This is a genomic window from Bradyrhizobium icense (assembly GCF_001693385.1).
Classification (GTDB): Bacteria; Pseudomonadota; Alphaproteobacteria; order Rhizobiales; family Xanthobacteraceae; genus Bradyrhizobium; species Bradyrhizobium icense.
In genome coordinates this window covers 3,208,640-3,225,714 of the sequence record NZ_CP016428.1, presented here as the reverse complement: position 1 = coordinate 3,225,714, position 17,075 = coordinate 3,208,640, and the positions used below count along the sequence as shown (strand labels likewise).

The following is a 17,075-nucleotide window of genomic DNA, read 5'->3' as shown; positions in this document are numbered from 1 at the left end:
TTACTGAAATTCGCGCATTCGCACAGCACCCTTTGGCCCCGATCGATCACCCATCGCCCATCCGTCACCCGCGTCGGGTGAGAATTAGATGCACGGTCGGCGCAATTGCCGTTACCATTCGACCGAATTGAACGCCGCGAACAGCCATTGCAAAGCCTCGCGGCGACGGCGTGGATCGGCAGGCATCAGCGCATCACTACGATCACTGGCAACTTTTATCGTCAGCGCGGAAAGCTGCCCTACGGGGTTGGGTCCTCACCTCAGCTCCGCCTCCCGCAACGGCGCGCGACTTAGTTCGTTGCCGGCGGCGATCGCCTTGCGCATCAGCCGCATCAGCTCCGCGCCCTCCTTTTCGTTAAGGCCGCGCAGCATGAGGCGCTGGGCCGCCTCGACGGCCGGCGTGATGGCACGCAGCGTGCGCTTTCCCGCTTCCGTGATTTGCAATTCGCGGGCGCGGCGATCGCGAGGGCTCGCGTGACGCACCAGCAAGCCCTTCTGCACCAGGCGGTCGACCACGCCGGTGATGGTGGTGCGGTCATAGGCGATGAGACCGGCGAGCGTCACCTGATCGATCCCTGGATTCATCTTGATGGCCGCGAGCGCCGCGTATTGAACGGGCGTGAGGTCGAAGCCCGCCTGCTCGACCTCGGCGAGGAACACGGCGACCGCAATCTGCTGGAAGCGGCGCGCCAGATGGCCAGGCATCTCGTTGTTGTCTCTCACCAAATTCTCCAAGGCAAACTCAAAGGCAGGTTTCGAATTGACAAGCATACTGATAATCAGCATGCTGATCAATATCGGCGGCATCTGCCGGGCAGTCAAGTGACCGACGCCATAGATGAAGGGTAATTCGATCGGTCAAAATCAACTCCGGTCGGCCAGGGACGGGAGGATCAGGTCTCATGCAGTTTCATCTGAATGGATTCGAGCCGGGCGACCCTGAGATCGCCGATCCCGCCGAGCGGGTTGCACCTTCCGGCATGTCCGGCCCTGTTCCGGCGGAAGTCGATGTCCTGATCGTCGGCTGCGGGCCGGCGGGCCTGACGCTGGCGGCGCAGCTTTCAGCGTTTGCCGACATCAAGACCTGCATCGTCGAGCAGAAGCCGAGCCGGCTCTTGCGCGGCCAGGCCGACGGCGTCGCCTGCCGCACCATGGAAATGTTTCAGGCCTTCGGTTTCGGCGAGCGCGTGCTGAAGGAAGCCTGCTGGATCACCGAAACGATGTTCTGGAAGCCGGACGATCGCAAGCCCGAAAACATCGTGCGCAGCGGCCGTGTTCAGGACGTCGAGGACGGGCTGTCGGAGATGCCGCACCTGATCCTGAACCAGGCGCGCGTGCATGATTGCTACCTCGATGTCATGCGCAAATCGCCGGCGAAGCTCGAGCCCTATTATTCACGGCGATTGCTGGATCTTTCGATCGCGCCGGCGGCACAGTTCGAAGATCACGCCGTGACCGTGCGCCTCGAACGGCTCGATGCCGGGCACGAGGGCGAGGTCGAGACCATCAAGGCGCGCTATGTCGTCGGCTGCGACGGCGCGCGCAGCACGGTGCGCAAGTCGATCGGGCGCGAGCTGCGCGGCGATTCCGCCAACCATGCCTGGGGCGTCATGGACGTCCTTGCCGTCACCGACTTCCCCGACATCCGCTTCAAGGTGCTGATCCAGTCGGCCCGAGACGGCAGCATCATCGTGATCCCGCGCGAAGGCGGCTACCTGGTCCGGCTCTATGTCGAACTCGCCAATCTCGACGCCGGCGAGCGGGTCGCCAGCCGCAACATCACGCCGGACGATCTGATCGCGAAGGCGCGGCGGATTCTCAATCCGCATACGCTCGACGTGAAGGAGATCGCCTGGTGGTCGGTCTATGAGATCGGCCAGCGGCTTACCGACAAGTTCGACGACGTGCCGGCGGACGAGACCGAAACGCGCCTGCCCCGCGTGTTCATTGCGGGCGATGCCTGCCACACCCACAGCCCCAAGGCCGGCCAGGGCATGAACGTCTCGATGCAGGACGCCTTCAATCTCGGATGGAAGCTCGCCTCCGTGCTGCGAAGGCGCAGCTCGCCGCATCTCTTGCACAGCTATTCGGCGGAACGGCAGGCGGTAGCGAAAGAGTTGATCGACTTCGACCGCGAATGGGCCGCGATTCTTGCGTCCGCCAAAGGCGACAACAAGGGCGCCGACGCGGCGCAAATGCAGGACTACTTCGTCCGTCACGGCCGCTATACCGCGGGAACGGCGACGCACTACCGCCCGTCCGTCATTACTGCCGAATCCGACCACCAGCAGCTAGCGAAGGGATTCGTGATCGGTACGCGCTTTCACTCGGCACCGGTCGTCCGGCTCTCGGACGCCAAGCCGGTTCATCTCGGCCACGTCACGAAGGCCGACGGACGCTTCCGGCTTTTCGTCTTTGCCGGCGCGGGCGATCCCACGGCCGCCAACGCCCCGCTCCGCTCCCTATGCGACTTCCTGAGCGAGAGCCCCAAATCTCCGGTCCGAAGACACGCGCCTGCTGGCGCAGATATCGACTCCGTGATCGACGTCCGCGCCGTGTTCCAGCAGGCGCACACCGAGCTCGCCATCGAGACGATGCCCCCACTCCTGCTCCCGCGCAAAGGACTCTACGGGCTGATCGACTACGAAAAAATGTTCTGCCCAGATCTCAAGGCCGGCCACGACATCTTTTCGATGCGCGGCATCGATCGGGACAAAGGCTGCATGGTCGTGGTGCGCCCGGACCAGTACGTCGCGCATATTCTCCCGCTCGACGGCCATGCCGAGCTTGCGGCATATTTTGATGGGTTCATGCTAAGAGTGGGCGAACCGTAGCCCGCATGAGCGCGGCGATATGCGGGAGACACTGTCCCCGGGGTCGCTTCGCTCACCCGGGCTACGCCTGCTTTCTACATCCAGGCCACTGCTCTTCCGGAACCAAACCGGCCATCCCTGCCCATAAATCGGTCGCCGATCCCCTCGCCCCCCTCCATTGAACTCGGCGTCCCGCTCCGATATACGGGCACTCGACTCCGGCCGAGGGAATGGGCCTTCCGGGGCCGTGCACCCGCCTCCTCCAAGCCGTTCCGGATTTTCTCCAGTATATCAAAGGCTTAATGATGTCTTCCACATTCGATCAGATCGCCAACATTATCGCGGAGACCTGCGACATCCCGCGCGACACGATCAAGCCGGAGAGCCACGCCATCGACGATCTGGGCATCGACAGCCTAGACTTCCTCGACATCGCCTTTGCCATCGACAAGGCGTTCGGCATCAAGATGCCGCTCGAAAAATGGACCCAGGAGGTCAACGACGGCAAGGCCACGACCGAGCAGTATTTCGTGCTGCAAAATCTCGCCGATCGCATCGACGAACTGGTCGCCGCCAAGAATGCAGCCACGGGCGCCTAATCGCCCGCCATGCAACTCGATTATTTCCAGCTCATCGACCGCATCGTCGACCTCGACCTCGACGAGAAGAAAATCACGGTCGAGGCGCAGGTGCCGGCCGCGCACACCATCTTCGAGGGGCATTTCCCGGGCTTTCCGATCATGCCCGGCGTGCTGCTGACCGAGGCGATGGCGCAGAGCTCCGGCTGGCTGCTGCTCGGCCTGTTGAAGTTCGAGCGGATGCCGTTCCTCGCCATCGTGAAGGAAGCCAAGATGCGGGGTTACGTCAGTCCCGGCCAGTTGCTGACGATCGATGCGAAACTCGAGCACGAAGGCTCCGGCTTTGCCGTCACGAAGGCAAAAATACGCGTCGGCAAGGAGTTGAAGTGCAGCGCTGAACTCACCTTCGGCCTTGCCCCCTTTCCCGACCCTGCCTTGCGCGTGCACATGGACGCGAAGGCCCACGAGATCGGCTTCCCACTGCAGGCAATCACGCAATGACTGAGCCAAAATCCGCAGGCGCCAAGGAAGTTTGGATCACCGGCATCGGCATCGTCTCCTCGCTCGGCGAGGGGCTGGAGGCGCATTGGGATGCGCTGAACGAGAAGAAGATCAACGTCGACGAAAAACGGTTTGCGCCCTACATCGTGCATCCGCTGGCGCCTGTTAGCTTCGACGCGCAGATCCCGAAAAAGGGCGACCAGCGCCAGATGGAAGCATGGCAGCGCATCGGCACCTATGCCGCCGGGCTGGCGCTGGATTCGGCCGGCGTCAAAGGCAACAAGGAAATCCTCGGCCGCATGGACATGATCGTCGCCGCCGGCGGCGGCGAGCGCGACATCGCAGTCGATGCGGCAATCCTGTGCGCCGACGCCAAGGGCAATTCCAGCCCCGGCTTTCTCAACGAACGGCTGATGAACGATCTGCGGCCGACGCTGTTTCTGGCCCAGCTCTCCAACCTGCTCGCCGGCAACATCGCCATCGTGCATGGCGTCTGCGGCACGTCGCGCACCTTCATGGGCGAGGAAGCTGCCAGCATCGATGCGGCACGGATTGCGCTGGCGCGGATTGAAGCCGGCCAAAGCGACATCGCGCTGGTCGGCGCAGCCCATAACGGCGAACGGTCCGACCTGCTGGTCCTCTATGAATTCGGCGACTTCAACCTGACCGACAAGTTCAGCCCCGTGTGGCAACGCGAGGACAAAAGCGGGTTCGCGCTCGGCTCCGCCGGCTGCTTCCTGGTGCTGGAAGCCCGCGAGCACGCCGAAGCCCGCGGCGCCAAGCCATACGCCAAACTGACCAAGGTCGTCGCCGACCTTGCGCAGCGCAAGCAGCCGGGCGCGGTGACCAAATCTTTGGAGGCGCTGTGGCCGAAGCTCGGCGTCGGCGACAGCGGCACCCTGATCACGGGCGCAACCGGCGCCGAGCCGGTGACGTCGGATGAAAAGGCGTTTTTGCGCCAGCATCCCGGCTTTGCGGTGCGCGCCACCGGCACGATGTTCGGCCACACGCTGGAGACGCAGTTTCCGCTGGGGCTGGCGCTTGCCGCACTCTCGATCTCCCGTGGCGCGCTGTTCCCGCCCAACGATCCGACCGGCCTCGAGGTTGAAAAGGCAGGCAACCCGGACCAGATTGTCATCGTGGGGGCCGGTCACTGGCAGGGCGAAGGCATGGCCCTGGTCGAGGCCATCAAGTAGCGCGTGATCCGGGACGGCGTCATTGCTTTTCCACGGGGATCACGACCAGACCATGAAATGAGCGCGACAGCGCTTTCAGTTACGGCGCAGCATCGACGGGGGGAACCATGTCAGCACCACGCGATAAACTCGGCAGGCCGATCGTCGTCGTTACCGGCATGGGCGTGGTGACCTCGCTCGGCGCCGGCAAGACGGACAATTGGACCCGGCTGACCGCGGGCGAATCCGGCATTCGCACCGTGACGCGCTTTCCGATCGACGGCCTGAAAACGACCATGGCTGGCACCGTGGATTTCGTCACCGTCGATCCGTTCTCGTCGACCGGTCTCAGCGAACGTCTCGCCGAGATGGCGACCGAGGAAGCGCTTGAACAGGCGGCGATCGGCGCCAAGGCCGACTTTCCCGGACCGCTGTTTCTGGCAGTTGCGCCGGTCGAGGTTGAATGGCCGCAGCGGCTCGAGCTCGGACGCGCGGTCGGCAGGACCGAATTCGCTTACGAGGACATGCTGCGCGTCAGCGGCGGCGGTCGGTTCACAGCCTACCATCACCGCTTCATGTTCGGTTCGATCGCGAGCCACCTGGCCGAAACGTTCGGCACCAAGGGATCGCCGATCTCGCTCTCCACCGCCTGCGCCTCCGGCGCCACCGCGATCCAGCTCGGCGTCGAGGCGATCCGACGCGGCGAAGCCGACGCGGCGCTGTGCGTCGGCACCGACGGCTCGGTGAACCCGGAAGCCATGGTGCGCTTCTCGCTGTTGTCGGCGCTGTCGACGCAGAACGATCCGCCGCAAGCCGCTTCAAAGCCGTTCTCGAAGAACCGCGACGGCTTTGTGATGGCGGAAGGCGCCGGCGCGATGGTGCTGGAGAGCTATCAATCCGCGATCGCGCGCGGCGCCAAAATTCTCGGCGTCGTCGCCGGCTGCGGCGAACTGACCGACTCATTCCACCGCACCCGCTCCAGCCCCGACGGCAAGCCGATCATCGGCTGCATGCGCAAGACGCTTGCGGACGCCGGCCTCGAGCCGGAACAGATCGACCACATCAACGCGCACGGCACCGCGACGCCGGAAAACGACAAGATGGAATACAACACGACCGCGGTCGTGTTCGGCGATCATCTGCCGAAGATTCCGGTGTCCTCGAACAAATCGATGGTCGGGCACACGATTTCGGCGGCCGGCGCGGTGGAAGCCGTGTTCTCGCTGCTGACGCTGGAGCATCAACGGATTCCGCCGACCATCAATTACGAGATTCCGGATCCGACCATTCTGTTCGACGTGGTCGGCAACAAGGCGCGCGACGCCAAGGTTACCGCCGTGATGTCGAACTCGTTCGGTTTCGGCGGGCAAAACGCCTCGCTGATCCTGACGCGCGAACCGGCGTAGGGCTAGCTGTTTCCAAAAGATGAACCGCCTGCTCCTACGCACCAGGGCGCGCCTGCGCGACGCCGCCAAGCCGGTGGCGGAATTGGCCGTCGGCGCGCTGACGATCGCGCTGTTGCGCACCACGCGCTATTTCGATCCGGACAAGACCGCCGATTTCTTCGGCCGCGTCACCCGCTTCATCGGCAGCAGGCTGCGCGAGAACCGTATCGGTCGCGAGAATCTCAAGGCCGCCTTCCCTGAGAAATCGACCGAAGAGATCGAAACCATTTTGGCCGGCGTCTGGGACAATCTCGGCCGCATCGGCGCCGAGTTCGCCCATCTCGATCACATCTGGGATTACGACCTCGACCATCCGGAGAAGCCGAGCCGCATCGAGTTTCCCCCGCGGACCAAGGAAATCTTCGATTCGTTGCGCGACGACGGGAGGCCTGCGATCATCTTCGCAAGCCATCTCGGCAATTGGGAAATCCCGGCGCTCGGTGCCGTCGCGCACGGGCTCGATTGCGCGATCCTGTTCCGCCGGCCGAACATCGAGGCCGCCGACCGCGCCATCGAACGGATCCGCGCCGTCAAGATGGGCACGCTGGTGCCGGCCGGCCGCGAGGCACCGCTCAAACTCGCCGAGGCGCTGCAACGGGGCCAGCACGTCGCGATGCTGGTCGATCAGTACCTCGGCAACGGCGTCGAGGTGACATTCTTCGGCCGCAAGACCAAGGCCAACCCGACGCTGGCGCGCCTGCTGCGGCAGGTCGAATGCCCCGTGCACGGCGTGCGCATCATCCGCCTGCCCAACCACCGCTTCCGCGCCGAATTGTCCGAAGAGGTCAAGCCGGTGCGCGACACCGCAGGGCAAATCGACATCCAGGGCACGATGCAGGCGGTGACTGACGTGGTCGAAGGTTGGGTGCGCGAATATCCGGACCAGTGGCTGTGGCTGCACCGGAGATGGCGGTAGGTCTGCTTTCGTAGCCCGGATGAGCGCAGCGACACCCGGTATCAGAGGTGAGAACGGCCCCGGATGTCGCTGCGCTGATCCGGGCTACGGGGTGGCCTATCCGCCGAACAACAGGCCGAGGCTCCACGCCTTCATCGCAACCGTCGATGCCAGGACGAAGATGATCTGCAGCAGCGTGCGTGTTGAGAAGAAGGTCAGGATGTTGGTCATGTGATGCTCCCGGCGAAAGCTATAGATTCTGGCCTGGGTTTCGGCAATAGAAGTTTGTGGGATGGATCGCCGGTCACCTCCCCGTCTTCACCCTCGTCCACAGCCGGTTGATTACCCGCTGGGTAGCGGGGTCGCGGGCCCGGATCACGAACAGCTTCTTCTGCATCGCCTCGTCCGGATAGATGTTCTTGTCGTTCAAAATCTTCGGGTCGATCAGCTTCTGGCTTGCGAGGTTGCCGTTGGCGTAGGACAAAAAGTCCGAATTCTTCGCGGCGACCTCGGGGCGGTAGAGATAGTTGATCAGCTCATAGGCTTCCGCGACGTTCTTGGCATCCGCCGGAATCGCGAGATTGTCGAAGAACATCTGCGCGCCCTCTTTCGGGATGGTGTAGCCGATCTCGACGCCGTTTTTTGCTTCCGCCGCGCGGCTGCGCGCCTGCATCACATCGCCTGACCAGCCCACCACGAAGCAGATTTCGCCGGAGGCGAGCGCGCCCAGATATTCCGAGGAATGAAACTTGCGGACATTGGGCCTGATCTTGCCGACGAGGTCGGCGGCCTTTTCCAGATCGGCCTGCTTGGTCGAGTTCGGATCGATGCCGAGATAGCTGAGCGCCGCCGGCAGAATGTCGTCGGCGGAATCCAGCATGTGGATGCCGCAATCCTTGAACTTCGCGAGGTTCTCCGGCTTGAAGACGATATCCCAACTGTCGATCCTGGCGTCGGGACCGAGGATTTTCTGCGCCAGCTTGACGTTGTAGCCGATCCCCGTGGTGCCCCACATGTAGTTGGCGGCGTAATTGTTGCCGGGATCATAGGTCGCGAGCTGGCTGGTCACCACAGGCCAGGCGTTGGCGAGATGGGGCAGTTTTGACTTGTCGAGCTTGAGAAAGACCTTTGCGGTGATCTGACGCTGCAGGAAATAGCCGGTGGGCACCACGACGTCGTAGCCCGACTTCCCCGCCAGAAGGCGCGTCTCCAACGTCTCGTTGGCGTCGAACGTGTCGTAAACCACCTTGATGCCGGTTTCCTTGGTAAAATCCTCCAGCACCCCCGGCGCCATATAGTTCGACCAGTTGTAGAAGTTCACCGTGCGCTCTTGCGCCCACGCGGGCGAGAGCGACAGCGCGACCGTCATCACACCGATCAGACGAAGCGGGCCTCGGATTGGAGCGCGCATCTTCTACCTCTTGCGGCGGCCGTGCACCGCGTCCGACAGCCGTTCCAGCGCGGTATCCAGCGTTTCATCCTTCTTGGAAAAGCAGAAACGCACCACAGAGGTCACCGCGTCCTGCTCGTAGAACGCCGACACCGGGATCGCGGCGACCTTGTAGTCGCTCACGATGCGCTTGCAGAACTCGACATCGGTTTCGTTCAGCCCGAGCGGCGACAGGTCAACGGTGAGAAAGTACGTGCCCTGCGATTTCAGCACGGGGAAACCGATGCTCTCCAGGCCCTTGGTCAGGCGGTCCCGGCTCCGCGCCAGCTCCTTGCGCATGTCGTAGAAATATTGATCGGGCTTGCCAAGGCCGTAGGCAACGGCCGCCTGTAGGTTCGGCGCGGTGGTGAAGGTCAGGAACTGGTGCACCTTGGCCGCCACCCTGAGCAGCGGCGGCGCGGCGCAGACGAAGCCGACCTTCCATCCCGTCAGCGAAAAAATCTTGCCGGCGCTACCGACCTTGATGGTGCGGTCGCGCATGCCCGGGATCGTGATCAGCGGGATATGCTCGCGACCGTCGAAAATCACGTGCTCCCAGACCTCGTCGCAGATCGCGATGGTGTCGAACTGCTGGCAGAAGCGCGCCAGCAGTTCGAGGTCTTCGCGGGGGTAGACGACCGCCGCTGGATTGAGCGGGTTGTTGAACAGCACCGCCTTGGTCTTCGGGTTGAAGACGCTCGCCAGCATCTCTTCCGTCAGCCGCCAGCCCGGCGGCTCCAGCCGCAGCAGGCGCGGAATGCCGCCGGCCTGGCGAATGATCGGCAGATAGCTGTCATAGACCGGCTGGAACACGACGACCTCGTCGCCGGGCTCGACCACGGCGAGAATGGACGCGGTCAGCGCCTCGGTGCCGCCCGAGGTCACCATCACCTCGGTCATCGGATCGAGGGACAATTTGTGCCAGCGGCCGTAATGGGCGGCGATGGCCTGCCGCAGCTCCGGAATGCCCATCATCGACGGGTACTGGTTATAGCCGTTCACCGTGGCATCGGCTGCCGCGCGGCGGATGTCTTCCGGTCCGGGATCGTCGGGAAAGCCCTGGCCGAGATTGATGGCGTTATTGTCGCGCGCGGCCTGCGACATCGCCTCGAACACGGTGACGGGAAGGTCGGCAAAGACCTTGTTCATGGAGGTCATTGGCAGATCAGCCGCCGGTCTTGGTCGGCAATCCCGCAGCCTTCCAGCCGATGATGCCCCCTGCCAGATGCTTGTCGTAAGGCAGCCCCGCCGCCTGCGCCGCCAGCGACGCCGTCACCGAGCGCTTGCCCGAGCGGCAGGCGAAAACCACCTGCTTTCCCTGCGGTTCCGGAATGGCCGCCGGATCGAAGCTCTGGAGCGGAACAACCACCCCATCCGGATAGGCCTCCACCGCCACCTCATTGGGCTCGCGGACATCGACCAGAAGATAGCGCCCTTCCGCCATCCCCCTGGAAACGTCTTCCGGCGTCAAATCGTGCACCTGATGGTCCGCCACGCAATATCCTCCTGACAACCCGCCGCACGGGCTCCGACAGGCCCGGCCAAGCGGGCGCCAAAGTCGCCCCTCGCGCGGCGAAAATCAAGCGCCGCGAACGGTTTAAAGCGCCGTTCGAACCTCCGGCCTCAGCTTCGGCGGCGCCTATCGAAGCCCCTTCGCAATCGGCCAGGCCCCGTTCGGCGATTGAGGACCATTCGCCCGGTAGCCTCGACGAAGGTAGAATGCCATCGCGTTCGAACTGGCTTCGGCCCGCACCGCCCGAATGCCTCGCTCGCACATCAGCCGCTCGAACATCTCCAGTAACCCCGCGCCGACACCCCGGCCGGCAAATTCCGGGTCGGTATAAAGCCCCTCCAGCCGGTCGCCGCGAATGGCCCCCCACCCGGCTACGAAGCCGTCGAGCTCGGCCACCCATACTTCCAGCTCACGCAGCTTTTGCTCCATTCCGGCGCGCGTGAGCTTCGCAGCCCACGCCTGCGCTTCGGCAACGGACATTTTTGGCGGCGCAAGCTCGAGGATCGACCGTCGTCGAATGTCGCAGAGACAGTCCGCGTCATTGAACATCGCCCGACGGTGAATGGCGCTCATCGTCACTTCTTCTGCAACGAAAAAGCTGCCGTTAGCACAAGTTTGGAAGAACTGGCAGATGGGCGACGTTGAAAGTGATGTTGCTGGAACAGGGCGAAAAACAAGCCCTTCGCGCTTAGCGACGCTTGCCTGCTACCGCACGCCGCTTTTGCTTCCAACGAGGTTGCCAATGCCAACGCACGGCGGACGTTCACGGCATTTTGCAAGGGTGATCGCGTCCACGGGTGAGGTAGCTCACACCAGGAAGAAATGACGAGGAATAAAATGCCCACGCCCATCGCATGGGCAGCAAAAAGGAGTCTTCCGATGAAATCCGTCATCGAAGGTCCGCAAATCACTGTAGCCGACCTTGTCGAAGGAAACTGTGCTCCCATTCGGGAAACACAACTCTCGCTATTAAAAAAGCATTGGAATCCGCGACAGCTTCGTTGCCCGATCCATGAATTCGCAATCCATGCTTTCTCCCATTGCTGTTGAACCTTCGCGAAGTTCGCGTGACCCACGCCAGGGGGCTTTAGGGACCACAGGAGGTTCTGATGACAAGGCATCGAACGATTACTGGTTTCGTGGCCGTCGCCCTGCTCGCTGTCGCCGCAACCGCCGTCACCATGAGGTCGCATCTGCCTTGGAACGATAGCACTGTCGTCTCTGCCGGCACGACTACGAAAGGCCTCGCGGTTGACGCGAATGAGCTCCCGACTGCGAGTTTTGACGAGCGCTGGTCCGCGATGTCTTCTTCGACCACGGACACGCCTGAGCGATAGGCTCGACGTTCGCCAAGTACCGCCGCAATCGGACTCCTTGGCGAAAATTGCAATGAACCCTTGGGAGTTGGGCGACGCTTCCGCGTGACAGGCGCGAATGCGGCTGCGCGCACGACACGATCATGGCAGAGGTACATTCACACCACATTGGCAGTCGTTCGAAATCCAACTTTTCGAAGGAGGCAACGATGAACGTGTTGAAAGTTGCAATCGTCGGCCTGACCCTAATTTCAGCCAATACAGCGGTCCGCGCGGACGTCATCGCCGACTGGAACAACACCGCAATGGGCGTGATGAAGGCCGCCAATGTGGGCGGTAACCCGTGGACGCGCAGTATGGCCCTGGTGAACGTGTCCATGTCTGACGCCGTCAACTCGGTGCAGAGCCGATATTCGCGTTACATACCGGAGCTTCCAATTGACCCGAACGCGTCAGCCGAAGCGGCGGCAGCGGCGGCGGCCCGCGAAATTCTCATGCGACAGTATCCCGGCCAGAAGGAGCGGATCGATGCAGCCTTCGCGGAGACGATGAAAACCATTCCGGACAACCCCGCGCGGGTCGCCGGTATTTCTTTAGGCGAAAAAGTTGCGGCCGCCGTTTTCGCCGAACGTCAGAGCGACGCGACAAACACGCCCGACACATACCGCCCGCACACCACGGCTGGCATATGGGTGCCGACCACGCTGCCGCTCTTCCCTCAATACGCAACGGCCAAGCCGTGGGGCATGGAGAGCGCGAGTCAGTTCCGGCCGGCTCCGCCCCCGGCCCTCAACAGTGCTCTTTACGCGCGCGACTACAACGAAACCAAGGAAATCGGGGGAGTCAAAAGCACGAAGCGGACCGACGCGCAGTCCGACGCCGTGCGTTTCTGGACCCAGGCCAACCTTGGGTCCGCATGGTTCCAGGCTACCCGGCAGACTTCCGCTCGTCATGGCCTCCCGGTGGCAGAAAGCGCGCGAGTGTTCGCACTGATGTCCATGGCTTTCGCCAATTGCTTCGTCGTCGATTGGGACGCCAAATTCCAATACAATTTCTGGCGGCCGATCACTGCGATCCGCAACGGCGACCAGGACGGCAACGATGCGACTGAACGCGACGCAAGCTGGCAGCCTCTGAACACCACACCGATGCATCCGGAATACCCGTCGCAGGCGGCGATCAACGCGGGTGCAGTGCAAGGCGTTCTTGAAGCTGTTTTCGGCAGCGGGACGGAGAGCTTCACCGTGACCGACACTTCCGACGCGCGCCTTTCGCGCCAATTCGGCAGCTTTTCGCAGATGGCCCAGGAGCACAAAGAGGTGCGCATCTGGGGCGGCATTCATTTCCGCAATTCGTTGGAGGTCGGCGAATCGATGGGTCGCAAGATCGCCGACCATCTCGTGGCAAATTACTACGTGAGGTCGACGCGGTAGGTCCGTGTTCGGCGCCATCTCTAGGCGCTCGGTAACCGGGGCGGTGCTGCGGCTTGCCGCAGCACCGACATCACCTGGCCCAGGTCGCGATGCCTCCAGCGTGACCCGGTCCGGGAGCCACGCCTTGATTTCTGCACTTTTTGAGCAAACAAATTACGTCCATGTGGACTCTTGGAGGACACGCGATGATAAGGCGCGGGCTCGCATTGTTGCTCGTAGGGCTGCTCGGCGGCTGCATGCAAGCGACGCTTGCACCGTCTTCGAATGCCAGTTTGACCCCGAGGGACCGGCAGTTGCTTGCCCACACGCCTTATGCGCAGGCCAGCATTCCCGAGACTTATCGCCGGCATATCGTCGACTATACGCGCAAGGAGCAGCCGGGCACGATTCTGGTCGATACCAACGCACGTTATCTCTATTACGTCCTGCCGGGAGGCAAGGCGATCCGGTATGGCGTGACGGTGGGAGAGGAAGCGCTGGCCTGGTACGGCGTTGCAACCGTTGGCCGCATGGCTGAATGGCCGGACTGGATCCCGACGGCGGAGATCCAGGCGCGGCTCGGCCCCTACCCGAAGCGCGTTGCCGGAGGTCCGGCCAACCCGCTGGGTGCGCGGGCGCTATATCTTTACGAGGGCAACAAGGACACCCTCTATCGCATCCACGGCACCAACCAGCCGGAATATATCGGCCAGGCCATCTCCTCCGGCTGCATCCGCATGACCAACGAAGACGTCATCGATCTCGTGAATCGGGTGAAGCTGGGCGCGATCGTGGTCGTCCTGCCGCCGGGCCGGAGTGCGTAGCGGGCTACGCAGCGTGTGGCGCAATTGTGCTCCAGTTCGCTGGTTTTCGTCACCCCACAAGCCTTGCGCGAAATCCGCGTCATTGACTGGCGCGAAGCATCTGCAGCCTGGCGATGCGATCGTCGGCGCGTCTGAGCCGCCGACAAAGCTCGCGGTTGATGTTCTGCATCACCATCACATACGCATGGATGTCGGTCTTGTAGCACGTGTAGAGTTTTTGCGCCGTGAGCTCGTACAGCACGGTTGGGCTCTCCGCAACGACGGTAGCCGATCGGTTCTGCATTTCGATCAGCGTCATTTCGCCGAAGAAATCACCGGGCTCGAGACCCGCCATGCGAATGACGCGTCCGGCATCCGCCCGCTTGCTCACCACGAGCTGGCCAGAGTGAACAATGAACAGTGAGCGTCCCGGTTCTCCTTCCGCGACGACCGTGGCACCGGCGTTGAAGCGGCGCTCGACCAGCATCGAGATCAAGAGATCGAGGCTTGCATCTGAAAGGCCACCGAAGAAAGGTGTGGCGAGCAAGAACGCTTTCAGATCGGGGGAGCTGACAGCCATCGGGCAAAATATACTCCCGCTCCTGGCAGCGACAAGTCTGCCAAAGCCCGACGGGATGATCTGCGATAAGCATTTGCGGCACTGTCGGGCTGCCAATCGAATTGTCGGACGGCACCAGCCTCGCGGGAGCAGACCGATCCCTAACCCGGCACCGGGCCTTCAATCGGCCGCATAGAACGCCTCGCGCACGGGATTCGAAATTGGACCGGAGCCGATGATCGCCGTCTGGGTCATGACTACGCCGATGACGCGGTTTGTCGGATCGATCCAAAACTGCGTGCCATAGATGCCGCCCCATCCATAGCTACCGGCCGGAAGACGGCTCTTGGCTGCGGCGGGATCGGTCAGAATCCCAAAGCCCAGCGTGAAGCCCCAACCCGGCCCGCGGATCGTCCGCATGTTGCCGGTCGCGTTCTGCGTCATCTGCCGGACCGTCTCGGCGCGGAGCACCCGCACGCCATCAAGCTCGCCCTCGTTCAGCAGCATCTGCAAGAACCGCGCGTAGTCACCGATCGTGGCACTCATGCCGGCGCCGCCGGAATTGTAGGCAGTCGGAGAGAAGGCGCGGTTCGGGTCGAGGCTGGCAGTGCCCTTGGTGGGCGGGAACGGCACTGCCTCAGGTCCCCTCACGGGAACGTAGCCAGTGCCGAGTGCGCCCGTGACCTCTGCGGGTCGCGTCACCTGCACGAAGCGCGAGCGAGCGGCCTCAGGTGCGTTGAACACAAAACTCTCGATGCGCAAGGGCTTTGCTATACGCTCGTTGACAAAAGATTCCAGGCTGTTTCCCGTCACTTTCTCGATCACGGCCCCGAGCACATCCGTCGCAAGCGAGTATTCCCAGCCCGTACCGGGCTGATAGCCAAGCGGAACGGAGGCGAGACGCTGCATTGCTTCAGCGGTGGTCAATTCGGGCTGATCTAGCCCGTCGGTCACGCGCGCGTCGCGATATGCATCCACAAGCCGAGCATTATTGATGAAGTTATAGGAGAGCCCGGCGGTATGGGTCAGCAGTTCGCGGACTGTCGGGGGCCTGTTCGCCGGCCCCTCGGCGCCGTCGGGCCCGCGCACCCGCAGCTTGCTGAACTCGGGGAGGAAGCGGCTGACCGGATCATCCAGGCCAATCTTGCCCTGCTCGACAAGGATCATCGCCGCCACTGAGGTGACAGCCTTCGTCATCGAAGCAACTCGGAACATGTCGTTTGCGCCGATCGGCGCGGTACTCCCGACCTCGCGAACGCCGACACTGCGGCTGTAGGCCGGGCGGCCGTCCTGGAGGATCAGCACCACGATACCCGGAGTGCTGCGGCCTTCCACCAATCCCCGAAGGGTTTCATCGAGCTTGGCGTTGCGCGCCTCGGGCGAAAAAGCCAGCGCCACCGGGGTGGGGCTGAGCGCGAAAGCTATTACTGCGGCCCCAAGCAGTCGGATGACAAGACGACGTGAGATCATGATATCCCTCCCGTAGACCTGTTCTGACGCGCTATTCTGCAGCTACTTGAGATCGAGAGCAACGTCTCGGACGTCGCCTATCGGGCCCAAAGCCGACCTGCGGAGCGCCCTGAGCAATGCCCGTTGCCGGGTGACAAGCTGAAGTAGCCCGGTCGCCGCGTGAAAGCCGGGTGTAGCGAAGTGCCGACTGTCTTAGCCGCGCTCTCCCGCCCGCCATGTTGACGGCGGATCGATTGCGGAAATCTTCGTCGGTCGCAGCGCGACCAAATGGCCGGGCTTGTACGATCGCCCTTAAAGTCGCGAGCATTCCTTACATCGAACCGTCACCGCGGCATTGAGGTCGTCGCTGGCGTGAGCCGCCGAGCTATAGGCGGATGGCTTGCACGGCGCCGGCCTCGCCTGACAGGGCGCGCTGCGGATTACCGAACTGGTCTATCGTGATCCATTCGCAGTCAAGTGTCGGTTCATAGAGATCGAAGCCGTCAGGGCTGGAAGCTACGACCGGCATCTCCGGATCGAGCTTCTGTAGCTCATCTATCAGGTCTTTAACTTTCATGGGCTTGCTCGTTCCTGGAATGCGCCGCGGTGCCGGAGCGTTCGAGGACCTTGGCCATTATAACCTCACAGGTCTCAAGCGTGACGTTCGGCGAGCGCATCAAGCTGTATGTCGCAGAGAACTTGCCGGATGCCTGAAGAAGGCCTCAAGATTGACAGGTTCGCCGGTGTCTTCCCAGAGCAGCTTTTGACCGAGGCTAGCCTCCAACGCGATGCGGTGGTGTCCGCCGACCAACGTGCCGTCACGCGTTGCCTTGGCGACGATCTCGCCCGCTTCGTTCACGATGTTTCTCATGTCCCCTCCGTGTTGCTCTTTGCACCGGTGCCCGACAAGGCCTGGCCATGATGGCCTCGCAGTCCTGCGTCGTCAGGTCGGCACCGAACAGCAGCAGCTCAGCCCTCAACGAGTTTGACAATGATCTCGCGGGCAGGGAAGTGCATCGCTGATTTTCGGCATCAGCGCCTCCAATCAACGCGCCGGCCTTGTTGACGTTCCTATAGACCGGGCAACCGCTCTGCGGCCGCGACTTCTGGTCTTGGCCCCCTCAACGGACCTGCCGAGCGGGCCGGATGATGTCCGCCTTCGGAGCAAAGCAGAAGCGCCCATAAGT

At 62.7% G+C, this 17,075-nt stretch carries 18 protein-coding genes; 8 read left to right on the top strand and 10 right to left on the bottom strand.

Annotated features, from left to right (window positions below):
- Positions 1–255: 255 nt before the first annotated feature.
- Positions 256–723: a MarR family winged helix-turn-helix transcriptional regulator gene (locus tag LMTR13_RS15045; RefSeq protein WP_065732706.1), complete on the bottom strand. Its 468-nt coding sequence runs from the start codon at positions 721–723 to the stop codon at positions 256–258.
- Between the two features lie 179 nt (positions 724–902).
- On the opposite strand from LMTR13_RS15045, the gene LMTR13_RS15040 reads away from it, so the two are divergent.
- The 6 genes from LMTR13_RS15040 to LMTR13_RS15015 all read left to right on the top strand — a co-directional run bounded on the left by LMTR13_RS15040 (position 903) and on the right by LMTR13_RS15015 (position 7,428).
- Entirely contained in the window at positions 903–2,834 is a 1,932-nt protein-coding gene (locus tag LMTR13_RS15040; protein ID WP_065728553.1) for an FAD-binding monooxygenase, read from the top strand.
- Between the two features lie 284 nt (positions 2,835–3,118).
- Positions 3,119–3,412, top strand: a complete 294-nt coding sequence (locus LMTR13_RS15035) for an acyl carrier protein (protein ID WP_065732705.1) — start codon at positions 3,119–3,121, stop codon at positions 3,410–3,412.
- 9 nt (positions 3,413–3,421) lie between these two features.
- Positions 3,422–3,892 (top strand): 3-hydroxyacyl-ACP dehydratase FabZ family protein, encoded by a 471-nt coding sequence (locus tag LMTR13_RS15030; protein WP_065728552.1) that lies wholly within the window; start codon positions 3,422–3,424, stop codon positions 3,890–3,892.
- A complete protein-coding gene (locus LMTR13_RS15025) occupies positions 3,889–5,088 on the top strand; it encodes a beta-ketoacyl-ACP synthase (RefSeq protein WP_065728551.1) in 1,200 nt (399 codons plus the stop codon). The genes LMTR13_RS15030 and LMTR13_RS15025 overlap by 4 nt, the downstream gene beginning before the upstream one ends.
- A gap of 107 nt (positions 5,089–5,195) precedes the next feature.
- Positions 5,196–6,473, top strand: a complete 1,278-nt coding sequence (locus LMTR13_RS15020) for a beta-ketoacyl-ACP synthase (protein ID WP_065728550.1) — start codon at positions 5,196–5,198, stop codon at positions 6,471–6,473.
- Between the two features lie 19 nt (positions 6,474–6,492).
- The gene (locus LMTR13_RS15015) at positions 6,493–7,428 is read left to right on the top strand and encodes a lipid A biosynthesis lauroyl acyltransferase (protein ID WP_065728549.1); all 936 of its coding nucleotides are present in this window, start codon (positions 6,493–6,495) and stop codon (positions 7,426–7,428) included.
- Between the two features lie 283 nt (positions 7,429–7,711).
- On the opposite strand, the gene LMTR13_RS15010 is transcribed toward LMTR13_RS15015, so the two are convergent.
- The 5 genes from LMTR13_RS15010 to LMTR13_RS14990 form a co-directional block, all read right to left on the bottom strand.
- Positions 7,712–8,776: a polyamine ABC transporter substrate-binding protein gene (locus LMTR13_RS15010; protein ID WP_236843469.1), complete on the bottom strand. Its 1,065-nt coding sequence runs from the start codon at positions 8,774–8,776 to the stop codon at positions 7,712–7,714.
- A 45-nt stretch (positions 8,777–8,821) separates the two neighbouring features.
- Complete coding sequence (locus LMTR13_RS15005) at positions 8,822–9,994, bottom strand: aminotransferase (protein WP_065728547.1); 1,173 nt, start codon at positions 9,992–9,994, stop codon at positions 8,822–8,824.
- Between the two features lie 7 nt (positions 9,995–10,001).
- Entirely contained in the window at positions 10,002–10,280 is a 279-nt protein-coding gene (locus LMTR13_RS15000) for a rhodanese-like domain-containing protein (protein ID WP_051379298.1), read from the bottom strand.
- 195 nt (positions 10,281–10,475) lie between these two features.
- Positions 10,476–10,922, bottom strand: a complete 447-nt coding sequence (locus tag LMTR13_RS14995; protein WP_065728546.1) for a GNAT family N-acetyltransferase — start codon at positions 10,920–10,922, stop codon at positions 10,476–10,478.
- A 2-nt stretch (positions 10,923–10,924) separates the two neighbouring features.
- Positions 10,925–11,242: a hypothetical protein gene (locus LMTR13_RS14990; protein ID WP_065728545.1), complete on the bottom strand. Its 318-nt coding sequence runs from the start codon at positions 11,240–11,242 to the stop codon at positions 10,925–10,927.
- 632 nt (positions 11,243–11,874) lie between these two features.
- On the opposite strand from LMTR13_RS14990, the gene LMTR13_RS14980 reads away from it, so the two are divergent.
- Entirely contained in the window at positions 11,875–13,098 is a 1,224-nt protein-coding gene (locus LMTR13_RS14980) for a vanadium-dependent haloperoxidase (RefSeq protein WP_065728543.1), read from the top strand.
- A gap of 185 nt (positions 13,099–13,283) precedes the next feature.
- Positions 13,284–13,901 (top strand): L,D-transpeptidase, encoded by a 618-nt coding sequence (locus tag LMTR13_RS14975; RefSeq protein ID WP_065728542.1) that lies wholly within the window; start codon positions 13,284–13,286, stop codon positions 13,899–13,901.
- Between the two features lie 79 nt (positions 13,902–13,980).
- Here the strand turns inward: LMTR13_RS14975 and LMTR13_RS14970 are convergent, their stop codons facing one another.
- The 4 genes from LMTR13_RS14970 to LMTR13_RS14955 form a co-directional block, all read right to left on the bottom strand.
- Positions 13,981–14,460, bottom strand: a complete 480-nt coding sequence (locus LMTR13_RS14970; RefSeq protein WP_065728541.1) for a Crp/Fnr family transcriptional regulator — start codon at positions 14,458–14,460, stop codon at positions 13,981–13,983.
- A 159-nt stretch (positions 14,461–14,619) separates the two neighbouring features.
- Positions 14,620–15,909 carry a serine hydrolase domain-containing protein gene (locus LMTR13_RS14965; RefSeq protein WP_083219055.1) on the bottom strand — a complete coding sequence of 430 codons (1,290 nt, stop codon included), beginning with the start codon at positions 15,907–15,909 and terminating at the stop codon, positions 14,620–14,622.
- 364 nt (positions 15,910–16,273) lie between these two features.
- The gene (locus LMTR13_RS14960; RefSeq protein WP_065728540.1) at positions 16,274–16,465 is read right to left on the bottom strand and encodes a hypothetical protein; all 192 of its coding nucleotides are present in this window, start codon (positions 16,463–16,465) and stop codon (positions 16,274–16,276) included.
- Positions 16,466–16,564: 99 nt separating this feature from the next.
- Positions 16,565–16,759, bottom strand: a complete 195-nt coding sequence (locus tag LMTR13_RS14955; protein WP_065728539.1) for a hypothetical protein — start codon at positions 16,757–16,759, stop codon at positions 16,565–16,567.
- Positions 16,760–17,075 lie beyond the last annotated feature (316 nt).